9 protein-coding genes are annotated in these 14,398 nt (G+C 51.4%); 4 read left to right on the top strand and 5 right to left on the bottom strand.

Features of this window, described 5'->3' with window-relative positions; all coding sequences use genetic code 11:
- Nucleotides 1–52: 52 nt before the first annotated feature.
- Together GBK04_RS01740 and GBK04_RS01735 are read right to left on the bottom strand one after the other, a co-directional pair.
- The gene (locus GBK04_RS01740) at nt 53–439 is read right to left on the bottom strand and encodes a response regulator transcription factor (protein WP_152756315.1); all 387 of its coding nucleotides are present in this window, start codon (nt 437–439) and stop codon (nt 53–55) included.
- Between the two features lie 807 nt (nt 440–1,246).
- On the bottom strand, nt 1,247–1,438 hold the full coding sequence (locus GBK04_RS01735) for a serine hydrolase (protein WP_152756313.1): 192 nt from the start codon (nt 1,436–1,438) through the stop codon (nt 1,247–1,249).
- Between the two features lie 80 nt (nt 1,439–1,518).
- Here GBK04_RS01735 and GBK04_RS01730 point away from each other — a divergent pair, with 80 nt between their 5' ends.
- Together GBK04_RS01730 and GBK04_RS01725 are read left to right on the top strand one after the other, a co-directional pair.
- The gene (locus GBK04_RS01730) at nt 1,519–1,884 is read left to right on the top strand and encodes a BlaI/MecI/CopY family transcriptional regulator (RefSeq protein ID WP_152756311.1); all 366 of its coding nucleotides are present in this window, start codon (nt 1,519–1,521) and stop codon (nt 1,882–1,884) included.
- Nucleotides 1,885–1,906: 22 nt separating this feature from the next.
- A complete protein-coding gene (locus GBK04_RS01725; RefSeq protein ID WP_152756309.1) occupies nt 1,907–3,919 on the top strand; it encodes a M56 family metallopeptidase in 2,013 nt (670 codons plus the stop codon).
- A 98-nt stretch (nt 3,920–4,017) separates the two neighbouring features.
- On the opposite strand, the gene GBK04_RS01720 is transcribed toward GBK04_RS01725, so the two are convergent.
- The gene (locus tag GBK04_RS01720; RefSeq protein WP_373330629.1) at nt 4,018–7,806 is read right to left on the bottom strand and encodes a PVC-type heme-binding CxxCH protein; all 3,789 of its coding nucleotides are present in this window, start codon (nt 7,804–7,806) and stop codon (nt 4,018–4,020) included.
- A 141-nt stretch (nt 7,807–7,947) separates the two neighbouring features.
- Complete coding sequence (locus GBK04_RS01715; RefSeq protein WP_152756305.1) at nt 7,948–8,193, bottom strand: filamentous hemagglutinin; 246 nt, start codon at nt 8,191–8,193, stop codon at nt 7,948–7,950.
- Between the two features lie 674 nt (nt 8,194–8,867).
- On the opposite strand from GBK04_RS01715, the gene GBK04_RS01710 reads away from it, so the two are divergent.
- Both GBK04_RS01710 and GBK04_RS01705 read left to right on the top strand, forming a co-directional pair.
- On the top strand, nt 8,868–11,963 hold the full coding sequence (locus GBK04_RS01710; protein WP_152756304.1) for a SusC/RagA family TonB-linked outer membrane protein: 3,096 nt from the start codon (nt 8,868–8,870) through the stop codon (nt 11,961–11,963).
- Between the two features lie 112 nt (nt 11,964–12,075).
- Nucleotides 12,076–13,518: a SusD/RagB family nutrient-binding outer membrane lipoprotein gene (locus GBK04_RS01705; RefSeq protein ID WP_152756302.1), complete on the top strand. Its 1,443-nt coding sequence runs from the start codon at nt 12,076–12,078 to the stop codon at nt 13,516–13,518.
- A 97-nt stretch (nt 13,519–13,615) separates the two neighbouring features.
- Here GBK04_RS01705 and GBK04_RS01700 read toward each other — a convergent pair whose 3' ends face one another.
- Nucleotides 13,616–14,395, bottom strand: coding sequence for a M90 family metallopeptidase (locus GBK04_RS01700; RefSeq protein ID WP_152756300.1), 780 nt, complete (start codon nt 14,393–14,395; stop codon nt 13,616–13,618).
- Nucleotides 14,396–14,398: the final 3 nt, after the last annotated feature.

The raw sequence follows: 14,398 nt of genomic DNA, 5'->3' as shown, positions 1-14,398 counted from the left end.
GGTGATGTATAATGTATATTGTTTTCCTAAAAGCCAGGGCAGGCGGTACCGGTCACTGCTTTCTCCTCCGGAGGATGACCCGTATTTTAGCGGCCACCTCCGCCGGATTGAACGGCTTTTCTATGAAATCGTCCGCCCCTTTATTCAGGCAATCGATCCGCTCATGGCTGTCGTTCTCCGCCGAGAGGATTACCACGGGAATATTCTTGTAAAAGCTACTCGCCCGGATGGTTTGCAAAAATTCTTTCCCGCCCAGGTTAGGCATGTTTAGGTCGGCGATGATCAGGTCTGCTGTATTTCCCTCGTCCAGCCAACGCATTCCTTCCATCCCATCGTTTTTGATTTCCAGGTTGAATTCTTTCTGTAGATAATTGGTCAGGATTTTTTGAATTCCGGGTGCATCATCCATGATGAGCAGGCTTTCTTTCTGGGACGACATACGTGTTGATTGAATTGAGTGTTTACTGATATAGTCAGTATTTGAAAAAAAAGTTTTGTATCCGAATATACTATATGTATTTGGACTCTACATGCTACATTTTGTCACACCTGTCGGGATTTTTATAAGTTAATTCCTATGGTTACTGAGTTAGATCAAATATTGTTCCAAATATATGTCACCAATTCTTGAAGTTAGCGAAATTAACTAATATATACTTAGTTTTCCAAATAATGCTATAAAACAATAAACTGGTATTTTATATAAATAAATCCTAAAATTGATGGTGCCCATAGTTGGAAAAAACGGCGTAAACCAGGGGGCAAGAGGCGGAGAGGGAAAGCAGTCGAACCATAAACTACCTTGGTCGACACATACTTTTGGTGTACAGGGTTGGCTCTCAGGATAGGGTACCTTCCAGTTTTTTACTTGGGTACGATTATGTTGAATGCTCCGCCTCCTTCGCTTTCAGGAGCGAAATATATATACCCAAGCCGGGCATGTGGTGTTCTTTGATCGACAAGATAATGGGCAGCTTGGCGTACAAACATGGGGTTGAGCAAAGGTACCTTACTACTTACGGGGCAGGACTTCCTGCTACTCCATAATATCGGTAGGCCCCAACCAGATGATTCAAACCGGGAAGGCTCGGTATCATTCTGGGGACCTGGTGGATGATTTATTCTTTTGCTTTTAATACCCAAGGGATATCGTTGTCAAGATCAGCTAAATCCAGCCCAATGGCATTTGCCATCAAAAGGATCATCTGGCCATCCGACAGGTTTATAGTACCTCGCTCGACCAATTTTAATATAAGAATGCTGTAAAAGGCTTAGAAAGAGAGGCTAGTAAAAACCTTGTGCTGTCATTGTTCGGTACACCCGCTTCGGCGTTAGCTTTGTCAAAGCTACCTTTATAAATGATTTGATCACTATCAACCACCACGACATTGCCTATGAATTCATACTCTTTGAAGGCTTTTTTCACTTGGTAGGCCATTTCGTCCTGTGAAAAAATAAACCTAAATATTTTTTCGTACGAAAAATTTCCTACCTTTGAAGCGCATTAATAAAACCCCAATGGAACCCACAAAATCAGAACTGGAAATTCTACAGGTACTTTGGCAGCACGGACCATCGACGGTTCGGTTTGTGAATGATACGCTGAATGAAGAAAAGCGGGCGGTGCAGTATTCATCTACCTTGAAACTCATGCAAATAATGGCCGAAAAAGGCATTTTGACACGGGACGAGAGCCAGATGAAGCACGTATATAGCCCGGCGGAAGAAGAGGACAAAACCAAAAAGGCGTTGCTCGATCGCTTTGTCGACTCCATGTACCAGGGCTCGGCGTCCAGCCTGGTAATGCAGCTATTCGGCAGCAAAAATACCTCCAAAGAAGAGCTGGAGGAGATTAAGGATTTTCTGAAAAAGCTGGATCAGTAGGTACCCCTAATTCCTGTTAGCCATGAATACGTTCTTTCTTAATACTCTATTCTCCCAAAAGGGAATTGAGGCCTTCAGCTGGACCCTCATCCACTCACTCTGGCAGGGCCTCGTCCTGGCGGTGCTGGTGGGCGTGATTCTACTTATGACCCGAAAAGCCCGGCCCGCACTGCGCTACGCACTTCTGACGGGGCTGCTGCTGACCTTTCTGGCGGTTAGCGCCGGTACTTTTTGGTGGGAGTACCATCAGATTGACAGGGTAGCTGCGCTGGTTCCTGAGGTAGTTCTGACCCAAGGTACCCTTCACGCGGGGTACCTTATCCGCGAGAACTTGTGGGTAGCGGAGCAGGAAGACATGGCAAGCAAGATACTGCGCTTCGGTACGGAGCACGCCGTTCTGATCGTGGCGGTATGGTGGCTGGTGTTTTTATTGAAAACGTTCCAAGCGGCCAGTGGCCTGTACTACATTCACCGCATTCGGCATCACCGTATCCGACCGGTACCGGAGCGCTGGCACCACCGGGTAGTTGAGCTGGCCCACAGGCTAAAGATTAACCGCCGCATCGCGCTGGTTGAATCCGAGCGGGTGAAGGTACCCCTGGTGGCCGGTTTCCTGAAACCGATGATCCTGGTACCTATGGGTTTCATGACAAGCCTCCCCACCAGCCAGTTGGAAGCCATTCTGCTCCATGAACTCGCCCATGTCCGCCGCAAAGACTACCTCGTGAACCTCTTTCAGAGTTTTTCCGAAAATATATTCTTTTTCAACCCGGCGGTACTTTGGCTTTCCTACCTCATCCGCGAAGAGCGCGAGCACTGCTGCGATGACTTAGCCATTGCCGTCACCCAAAACAAAACCTCCTTTGTCAACGCCCTGGTACAATTTCAGGAGTACAAAATCGCGGCTTCGGCACCCGTGCTGGCCTTTGCGGGGAAGCGCAACCACCTGCTCGACCGGATTAAACGCATTATTTACAATCACAATAAACAATTAGATGCCATGGAAAAACTGTTTGTTACCGCCAGCCTGATCACCGTCTCCGTGTTGTCGGTGGCTTTTTCGCCCTCATCCGCCGTGAAGGTACCCACACCTTCGGCCCAGCCCAACGAGGTGCCGCTCCCCAAACCAATACCCGCCCTACTTCCCCAGGCCGAACCGACGCCCCTGGCCGTAGCGATGCAGGATACCATCGTGCCCAAGCAAAAAGGTACAGGTACCTCCGTGTCCACCATTCAGATAACCCGGAACGACAAGCGCTACAGAATCGTAGATCAAGATGGAAAAATAACGGAGCTTGAAATTGACGGAAAGACGATCCTGGAGGATCAAATCGAAAGCTACCTGCCTGAGATTGAACCGATCCTGGCAGAATTGAAAGTAGAGCGTGAAAAGGCGGAAGTAGTCCGGGCGCAGGCCGATGTGGCGCGCCAGGAAGCCATAAAGATGCGGGAGCAGGCTGAGGTAATGCGCAGGGAGGCTGAAACCTACCGGGCTCAGGCCGAAGTAGCGCGCCAGCAAGCCCGGCAAATGCGGGAGGATGCCCAACAACAGCGGCGGGCAGCAGAAGACATGCGGGTAGCCAGCAACCAAAACCGGCTGTACGCGGAGGAGATGAAAGCACAGGCCAACCAGAACCGGAACGAAAACATTGAGTCGATTAGGGCGCAGGCGGACGAGGCGCGCCAGCTGGCCGAAGAAGCCCGCCGACATGCCCAGGAGGCCCGTCGACACGCGGAGGTATTTCGGGGCGAAGCGGAAGTGATGCGAAAAGAAGCCGAAAAAAAACGCGCGGAATATGAGACAATGCAAGCGGATTTTATCAATGAGCTGATGGAGGCGGGGGTAATCCGGGACAAAACCGGCCTTTCGTACAAACTGAGTGCGGACGAACTGATCGTCAACGGGGTAAAGCAGCCGGATGCCCTGCACCAAAAACTGAAGGCCAAATACCTCAAGGATATGGCTGCCGAAATGGTGTATAATTGGAAAGGACGAACGGGCTACACCACGACTGGCTGGATTTATACCCGCTAGGACTTTAAAGGTACCCCTCTGTTTCTGCTTTACTTCGACGCATCTAATAACCCCTTGGGGATAAAATAGTGTAGATTTCTAACTTGCCACCCAAGTCCTTACTTCACCGCCTCGCGCGTGCGCAGGTACCCTATCAGATCCAAAACTTCCTGATCTGAAAGCGGCTCCAAAAGCCCCGTCGGCATCATGGAGGTAGGCGTCACCTCGCGGGACTGGATGTCGGATTTGTTGACTAGTACGGCATCTTGCCCCACTACGCGGAGGGTAAGCTGGCGATCTGTTTCCTTGGCGACGTTGCCCACATGCGTACGCCCGTCGCGGGTCGTGAACACGACCATTTTATAATCATCCTGAATCTCACCGCTGGGATCGAGGATATTGCCCAGCAGGTAGTCCACGTTGGTCCGGTTGGAGCCCGTGAGGTCGGGGCCCAGGGTACCCCCCTGCCCGTAGAGCGTGTGGCAGGGGCCACAGGTATTGGTGAAAATCAATTTTCCTTTGTGCGTGTCGGCGGTACCCAGTGCCTTATCGGAGAGCAATGCCCGATATTTGGTGTAAGCTTTTTCATCAAAAGCTACGTGATCGATGGGCCCCCACACTTCCACGAAACCACTGCCGACCACGCGGCGCAACTGCCGGGCCGTATAAGCCGGGACGTCCTTTTTGGGTAAGGTACCCTTCGCCAAAGCTTGCGTCAGTAGCCAGCCGTACTTTGGACGCGAGGAAAGTGTCTGGATCGCCTCGGCTTTTTCGGCGGCGTTCAGGGTAGGGTACCTTTCCAGGATAAGCTTGCCTAGTGCTTCGTTGTCATAGCTGGCAATGGCCCGGATGGCGTCTTTGCGCAGGCCAGCATCATCGAGCAAGACGGGTAGTTCTTTGAGTAACTCTGGTCGTTGACGCAGGCTGAGCATTTGTAACGCACTGGCTCGCTGGGGTAGGGGAGCAGCCTGGTTTTTGAGGGTAATCAGTTGTTTTTTGGCCGCTTCGGTGTCGCCAAAGTGTTGGGACAATTCTTCGGCAATGGTGGCCGAAGGGCCGGGTTTGCTTTTCAATTTTGTGTATACGCCTTTCCAGTTGGGCGGAGGTACCATGTCGAAGCGGCCATCGAGTGCATCACGCATGCCTTCCAGGAGGTAGGTTTGGTTGGTAGGCGTTCTGCCGATCATTTCTACTAGTTTTTCGGTCGCGTCGGCATCTACCATCCGGCGGGCTATAAACTGCGAGATCATCGGGATTTTACTATCGGTAGCCAGATTCAGGGCCTTCGTAGGATTATCGACACCCATCGGTTCCAGGCCATACCAGATCATTTTGGGCAAATTGTGGTCGGTAGAATCTTCGGCGTGTCGAACCAATTCCTGAGCAATAGATAAGCGGGCCGAATAGTCCAGTCTTTGCAAGGCTGATGCCAGGTACAACCGCACAACGGGCGAAGGATCGGACTTGGCCATTTTAGCGAAGGTCGTAACGACTTCGGCGGCAGGTTGCCCTGCTTCACAAAGAAACTGTATAGCCCAGGCGCGCACATGAGCATCTTGATCCGACAGGGCTTTCACCGATTCATACCTTTGAAAGCCTTGGGTAGCATGAAGCGTCCACATCGCCCGTAGGCGAAAATCGGCGTTTTCTTGGTTTTGGAACATCGCTTTCAGATCAGCATGCACAGCGGGTGAAAGTTGGTGTTTGAAGGCCCGATTCTGTAAAATAATCCGCGCCCGCCGCGCGTGCCATTCACTCGGACTGGTTTGCAGGGCCACCAATTGCCGATCGGTCATTTTGGATAAATCCGCGTAGCGACCTTCCCAATTTTTGGCTCCGGATACCTTAGGCATGATCCGGAAAATCCGGCCGGTTTCCTTGTTCAGCACATCCGAGCCACAGATGTCGGCATCGTGCCAGTCGAGCACGTAGAGTCCACCTTCGGGACCTACCTCCATGCTGAAGCCTACCCACTGCGCGTTATTGGCCATCATGAAATCGTCGCCGTGGGGAGCGGTGAAGCCCGATCCCTTCGGAATCAGCTCATCCGAAAGTACCCCGTGTTCGTGAATATTGGCCATAAAAATCCGCCCGCGCTCCGCCGCCGGAAAGGCATCCGACTGGTAAATCCGCGCCCCGCCATGGGCTGAGCGATGGCTGTGGTCGGCGATGGTTTTGATGTCGTTGTAGACGTAGGGGTTGAAATGCTGTCCACCCTGCCGGTGATAAATACCGCCCGGAATGACATACCACAAATGCGGAATCACGCAAGCGGTAATAAACAGCTGGCCTTTGGCGTCGTAGTCGATGCCCCAGGGGTTACTGAAACCGTGGGCTACCACCTCAAACTTTTCCTGGGTAGGGTGGTAGCGCCACACGCCCCCGTTGATGTCGGTACCTTCGGCTTCCAGCAGATCTTCGGGGAAGGCATCATTGTGCCGGTAGATTTTGCCTTTTCCTTTAGGTTTGCGAATTTTGGAGGGCGTGGCAAAGCCTTGGGTACCATACAGCCAGCCGTCGGGTCCCCAGTGAAAGCTGTTCAGCGTTTCATGGCGGTCGCGGATACCCCAGCCGGTCAGGCGCACTTCGATGTCGTCCACGTCGGCCTTGTCGTCGCCGTTTTTGTCCGGCACAAAAAGCAGGTTGGGTGGTGCGCCCACAAACACTCCGTCGAAACCCACCGCAAGGGCGGCCGGAAAAGCAATACCTTCCATGAAAACCTTCCGACTATCGGCTTTTCCGTCGTGGTCAGTGTCTTCCAGAATCACAATGCGGCTGTCGCCCGAATTGGAAAACCCTTTGCCCCGGTCTTCGTAGTCGCGGTTTTCGGCTACCCACAGGCGACCCCGGTCGTCCCAGCAGAAGGCCATCGGCTGGGTCACCATGGGTTCGGCCGCCCAGGCGTTCACCTGGTACCCCTCGTTAATTGTCATGGCGGCCACGGCTTCGTCGGCAGTCAGGAACTTGGCATCGCGTCCTTCCTTGCGGGCAATGTCCCATAGCGCGGCGGTATTGTAGGTACCCGTATTACCCGAATATTCACCAAAAGCTTTATTCAGTTCAATGTCATTCAACTCGCCCGTATAGACGTAGAGCTGGTACCGGATGGTTTCGGTCATGCTTTTTTTGATCGTCCAGTCGCTCATGCGGGCTTTGGCCGGGCCGATGCCCAGTTGGCCGTCCACGCGCCAATAGTTGGGGTACCCCTTATTGGACGGATGCTCGAACACGGCGATATGGGCCAGATCGTCGCGCCCTTCGACCTGCATTCCCACATCTACCCACATGGCCCGTTGCCCTTCGGCTTTTTCGTTGCGCTGCCGGGCGGCGTTGATGACTTCCCCCTTGATGCCTTCCTTCCAGGGCATTCGCACGAAAAGTCCGCCATAATCGTACTTACCGATGGTCACGTCGGTTTGGGCTTCGCCATTCCATTCCAGATCGAGCAAGTACTTGCCGTTTTCTACGGACAAAGACCAGTTTTGGGTTTCGGTCAGCACGGCGGTACCCGTGGAGTCCAGCAGGTCGTACACGGTTTGCCATTTGACTTGTTCACCTTCGGCTACCAGTACCGTGGCGGACTTTTTGCGCCAATAGTTGTCGCCGGGATGGTGAAAATAATCGCGGCCATTGACACGGGTGAAACCCCAGTAAATACCCGTCTGGTGTAAATGGTGGCCGGGACTGTATTCCGTCAGCAATCCCTTCCCGTCCGGAGCCACGATCGGATGCAGATAAGGCCGAAAATCAGGCTTGGCGACCTGAGTCAAGATGGGTTTGGATTCGCCCTGCCGGAAAACTTCCAGGGTACCCGCTGCTTCGTTTTGGCGGATGCTGAGTTGGGTGGGAGGCAGTACTGTTTGGGGCGGATTTTCGAACTGAGTATACAGCCAATGAACAAACGGCATCGCAAGAATAAAAAGGAAGGAAAGTCGCATAACGGGCCAGAATTATTTTCATTCTGAAAAGCCCGGGATGCTGTATTTTTACCTGTGCAGACAGTAGAGTACTTGATACTAAAAAACCGGAGCCATTCAGGCTCCGGTTTTTTACTTCATTGGTATCATTGGGTCCTGTCCCGGTATTGGATCAGGATTCAACTCCGGGATGCCCGGGTCAATCGGACTCCGCTCGGGGGCTGGATCGAAGGGCGGCGTTTCCGGTTCGGTCATGGGCGGATTTTCATCCGGCGTGACGGGTTCAGGTGCCTCGGGTTCATTGGGCAATACGGGATTCTCGGGTGGGGCGCTGGGCGGTGTAATGCCGGGATCGCTGGGATTCTGGTTTTGAAACATGGTCGTAGGATTTAGTTGGCCGGTACCTAATGAATACTGTGGAGGGTACCGTGTGGATTTAACTATCAAAAAACCATGCCCTGAATGTTATTTCTCACTTTCTGATTTGATCCGTTCCGGCCAAAACAGCAGATCTTTTCAAATCCGTCTTTCATCGCTTTACCATTTTACCCCACGAGTGGCTGCCCGGAGCTATGGAACAAAAAGCTTTTCCGATGGGCAATGTCTCCTCCGTATAGTGCTTTTTAACCATCCCGCCAGAAGCAATCCTCCAAAATCGTGGGGCAAACTCTTCCTGCCTACCTGATTTATTGATCCTGCCGCGATAGCTTTCTTCAAGTACCAGGCAAAAAGTATTAGTCCTATTTATTGAAAAAATTATAATTATTAAAAAACTATAAATACTTTCGATAGAAGATATTCAGGGAACTGAAAAATTTTACCTGAACATTATTATTGTATTAAAATATTATCGAACATTGAAATAATATTGTAATCAAGGTGATAAATGAAGAATATAATTATGGTTTTATGGTAAAAGGCAGATAGGTAATATTTACTATGAAACATATTTTTAATATAGCTACGCTTATTAGTGTACATAATATTTTCTTTTTATAATACCATTTTATCTTAATTAACTATCGTATGAAAAAAGCTACGCACTACTCTGTATGTTGTTCGGTCTTTTGACCTTCAACACCATGCAGGCCCAGGAGTCCCGGGATTATTCACTGACGGGACGAATTACGGCCAAAACGGACGGTTCCGGACTTCCGGGAGCCAGTATTCTGGTGAAGGGTACCAACCGGGGTACCAGCACCAACTCCGACGGAAACTTCACCCTGATGGTACCACCCAACGCCACTCTCGTCGTTTCTTTCATCGGCTATGTGACGCAGGACATTCCGGTCGACGGCAAAAGAAGCCTGGAAATCGTCATGACGGACGACGCCGCCCAACTGGGCGAAATCGTGGTGACGGCACTGGGTATTTCGCGCGAAAAGAAAGCATTGGGCTATTCGGTACAGGAAATTCAGGGTACCCAGCTGACGCAGGCACGGGAAACCAACCTGGTCAATTCGCTTTCCGGCAAAATCGCCGGGGTGCAGGTGACCAACTCCAATGGAGCGCCGGGAGCTTCCTCGCGCATGATTATCCGGGGTTCCAGCTCGATTGGGAGCAACAACCAACCGCTGTTCGTAGTGGATGGGGTACCCATCGACAACGGAAATTACGGCTCGGGTACGGGCGTAGATTACGGCAATGGCGCGGCCTCGCTTAATCCCGATGATATCGAGAATATTAGCGTGCTGAAAGGTCCGAGTGCGGCGGCGCTTTATGGTTCGCGGGGAGCCAATGGCGTGGTACTCGTCACGACCAAAAGCGGTAAGGGAAGCAAAGGGATTGGGGTTTCATTCAACACCAATACTTCATTCGATTCGCCCTTACGGTTGCCGAGCTGGCAAAATGAATACGGTCAGGGCGCCAAGGGGTTGTTCTCATTTGTCGATGGTACCGGAAAAGGGGTCAACGATGGGGTGGACGAAAGCTGGGGCCCGAAATTGGACGGGCGACTGATTCCACAGTTCAACTCACCGATTGCCGCTGATGGTACCCGGACGCCGACGCCCTGGGTCGCGCATCCCGATAACGTCGATATCTTTTTTCAAACGGGACGTACCCTGACCAACAACGTGTCCATCACGGGTGGAAATGAAAATGGCGACTTCCGACTATCCTACACCGATCTTAACCAGAAGGGAATCCTGCCCAATACCGATTACAAGCGGCGGACCGTATCGTTGAACGCGGGCTGGAACCTGACTAAGAAACTTAACATCCGGGCCACGGGCAACTACGTGAACGATGGCAGCGACAACCGCTCCAACTGGGGATTGTATTTTATTTGGTTCGGTCGGCAGGTGGACATGAACGACCTCGTGAATTATACCGCGCCCGGCAGTATTTACCAGAACAACTGGAACAACAACTATTGGACGAACCCCTACTATGTACTGAATAACAGCACCCGCGCCAATGAGCGTGACCGGCTGTATGGCAATGTAGCTGCCACTTACAAGTTTACCGATTGGCTCAGCCTGACAGCTCGCTCAGGAACTGATTTTTACGAAGATCGCCGCCAGACCAAAGGCGCTGCCCGGAAGGACAATATCAACGGCAACAAGCTCTATGACAGTTATAACGAAGAGCAGATTTTCGTGCGCGAATCCAACTCGGACTTCCTGCTGACCGCTATGCACAAATTTGGCGAATTCGATATTACGGCCAACCTCGGGGGTAACCACCGCCGTAACTATTACCAGCGTAACTACATGGGCGCTACCGAGCTGGCCATTCCGCGGGTGTGGAACCTGGGCAACTCCCGGCAGCGGCCAGTTGTCGAGAATTCGTTTTCGGAAAAAATCGTCAACAGTGCCTACGCCTCGGCCAATATCGGATTTAGAAACTACCTTTTTGTGGATCTGACGGCCCGCAACGACTGGTCGAGTACCCTGCCCACGGGCAATAACTCGTATTTCTATCCTTCGGCCTCGGTGAGCGCGGTTTTGACGGATATTTTTAAAGTCGAATCGAATGTACTTTCCTTTGCCAAACTGCGGGCGGGTGCCGCGCGCGTAGGGAACGACACCGATCCTTACCGTACAGCCCAGACCTACGACTACAAAAGCGCCTGGGGCAGCACTCCGACGCTGGCCGAAAGCAACACGCTGCTCAATGCCGACCTGAAACCCGAATTGACCAATTCGTTCGAGGTAGGGGCTGAGGTACGGCTGTGGAAAAACCGGGTCGGACTGGACCTGACCTACTATAAGCAGGATTCTTACAACCAGATCCTGAATGTGAATATCTCCAATGCCACCGGATTTACTTCGAAACTATTGAACGCCGGAAGGCTCCAAAACAAAGGGGTTGAAGTGCAGCTACGCGCTACCCCGATCGTAGCGGGTGCTTTCAGCTGGGATATTAACCTCAACTGGGCCCGCAACCGGAACAAGGTAGTGGAACTGGCTGAGGGATTGGATGTGTACCAACTCAACGGTACCACCAACATCCGCGGCATGGCGGTGGAAGCTCGGGTAGGACAGCCTTATGGTACCTTCTTTGGGCAGGGTTTCATGCGCGATCCAGCGGGCAATATTGTGTATAACACGGCCGGACTTCCCCAGATCGACCCCGTGCGCCGCATTCTGGGTAACTTTACACCGAAGTGGATTGGCGGTATTCAAAATACGTTCAGCTATAAGCGTTTCTCGCTCAGTACGCTCATTGACATGAAGCAGGGAGGGGATATTTTCTCGCAGTCGGTCAACATTGGTCGCTTTACGGGGGTACTGGCCGAAACTACGGTGGGTCGTGAGGATGGTATCGTTGGCGATGGGGTGGTTAATATAGGTACCGCCGAAAGGCCCAATTATGTGCCAAACACCACCAATATCTCGTCCGAAGCCTGGCACCATAGCTATTATGGTCTGACCAATAACGAAACAACGATCTTCGATGGTAGTTACGTGAAACTGCGTGAAGTCAAATTCACCTACGTGATTTCCGGTAAGCTCGTGAAGAAACTTCCCTTCCGCGATTTAGCTCTATCGGTAGTCGGTCGCAACCTGGCGATTCTGCATAGCAATGTACCGCATATCGATCCCGAAACGAGCTATTACAACGATGGTAACCTGCAAGGAATCGAAAATGGCCAAATCCCGACAACCAAATCGGTAGGGTTCAATATCAATTTTAAATTGTAAGGAGGCACGAAGGCCCAAAGTAAGGGTGGTGTTATAACGAGTCATCAAGCGACTATTATTACGTTCTACCGCTTCCACATAAACGCATTGATTCATAAACTTTACTATGAAAATGAAACCAATATTTTTCAAAAAAGCTACCCTCCTGGCCGTCATGCTGGGGGTAGTGAGCTCCTGTACCAAGGATTTTGAGGCGATCAATACCAACCCCAATAACCCTACCTCGGCTTCGGCGGATCTATTCCTGCCCTACGGTATTCAGAGTGCCGTCGATATGTACGTCGGTGGCTCTTTGGGGCAGGATGTGGGTAATCTTTTCGCCCAGCATTGGGCACGTATCCAGTACACCGACGCGGATCGGTACATCGTGACGAACGACGTGATCTCCAACGGCTGGCGGGATTTTTACGTTGAGCCGCTGGCCAATTATCAACGGATTATCAAAATCGCCGATGAGACGCAGAACTCCAATTATAAGGCCGTGGCTTTGATCATGCGTTCGTGGGTATTCAGCGTGTTGACCGATTTGTACGGTGATATTCCTTATAATGACGCGATCAAGGGGATCGAGGGTACCCTGAAACCTACCTACGATGCGCAGAAGGACGTCTATGTGGATCTGGTGAAAACCTTACAAGCAGCGAATGATATGATTGTGCTGAACAACGCCGATATGGCCGTTTCCGGCGATATCCTTTTGGGAGGTAACATGTTGAAATGGAAGAAGTTTGCCAATTCACTCAGCCTTCGCATCCTGAACCGCATGAACGGTAAAGTGGATGTTTCCGCAGACATCAACCGCATCCTCGGCGATCCTGGGAAGTACCCGGTACTGGCTTCAAACGCCGATAATGTCCAGTTGGCTTACCTCTCAGGCGCACCCAACAACAATCCGGTCAACGAAAACCGCAAGACCCGCGACGACCACCGGATCAGTGCCACGATCGTTAACAAATTGAAAAGTCTGAACGATGCGCGTCTGACCGTGTACGCCGATCTGCCTGCCGATGGAGGCGACTACAAAGGGGTACCCAACGGACTGTCCAATTCCGACGCCAACGCCCTGGGATTATCAAAAACTTCCAAGGTAGGATCGTACTTTACGGCTGCTACCGCGCCGGGAGTCCTCATGACCTACGCCGAATTGCTTTTCATAAAATCCGAACTTGCCTTCAAGGGCATAGCCTCCGCGGGAGATGCCGCCACCAATTACAAAGATGCAATAACGGCGTCTTTCAAGCAGTATAATCTGACGGTTTCGCCCGAGTACCTGGCCACCAACGCTTTAAAAAGTGGTAATGAAGGCTATGTGCAGATCATGGAACAAAAATGGATCGCACTTTACGGACAAGGTCTGGAAGCCTGGACGGAGTACCGCCGCACGGGGATCCCCGCGCTGAAAGCGCCCGCTTCCAACGCCAACAACGATGTCATTCCCACGCGCCTGGCCTACCCGGGTTCGGAAGAGTCGTTGAATTACGTCAATTTCAACGAGGCCCTCACGCGTCAGGGAGGACAGAATACCATGCGGCTGAAATTGTGGTTTGCGAAGTAAGCAATTCCAAAGTCCGAATACTGACTACCTACCCTCACCCCCTCTCCAACCGGAGAGGGGGTGATATTTTAAAAAATGGGCACAATGAGGGGTGCCTTCAAGGCTCCTGCCGGTACATCTTCGTCATTAATTCGTAGAGGTCGGGATGTTTCTCTGCGAATAAATCGGGCTGATTGAAAAAATATTCGCTCGCCACACTCAGGAACTCCACTTCGCTGGTCGCACCATAAGGATTAATGTCCGACTCGTTCTCTTTGATTTTTTCGATTTCCCGGTGTACCAGCTGCAGCCAGGGAAGCACATACTGCTTCTGCATCAGGTTTTCCGGAATACCGTCGGTAACGCCGTCGGCTTTGTCGATGAGATGGACGAATTCGTGAATTCCCACGTTGTTTTTACTTTTTTCATTCTCAAACCCTTGATGCAGCGCGGGCAACGACAAGATCATCAGGCGGTTCATGGTACCCGAACCTACCTTACCCAGAATATTCCGGGCCTCACCTTCCGTCTGATTATCGGCGTTGAAGGTACCCTTATACAGTAGAACCTCGCTGATGTTCCGGTAACGCAGTTCAGGAAAACCAAACAGGGGTATCACGGCGCTCGAAGCTACCAGCAAGCGGTCGGTGTCGTCGATCTCCATTTCCACCCCTGTAATAGTAATACGATTGATAAAATACAGGATTTCTTTTTCGAATCGTGCCTTGTCGCTGGCGGTCAGAGTTTGGTAAAATGAGACTTTATCTTCCAGGATAGCGCGCCAGGAATTTGAAAAAACGGGATGCCTTCTTTTTAGATAGTTGGTCTTTACCGCCCAGAAAATAAAAGCAAGCAAAAAAATGGAAGCGATGATGAAAGTCCAGTAGGTAGCATTCATGCG

The sequence above is a fragment of the Salmonirosea aquatica genome (assembly GCF_009296315.1).
Classification (GTDB): domain Bacteria; phylum Bacteroidota; class Bacteroidia; order Cytophagales; family Spirosomataceae; genus Salmonirosea; species Salmonirosea aquatica.
Note: the sequence above shows the minus strand (reverse complement) of the source record. Positions and strands in the feature narration are given on the sequence as shown.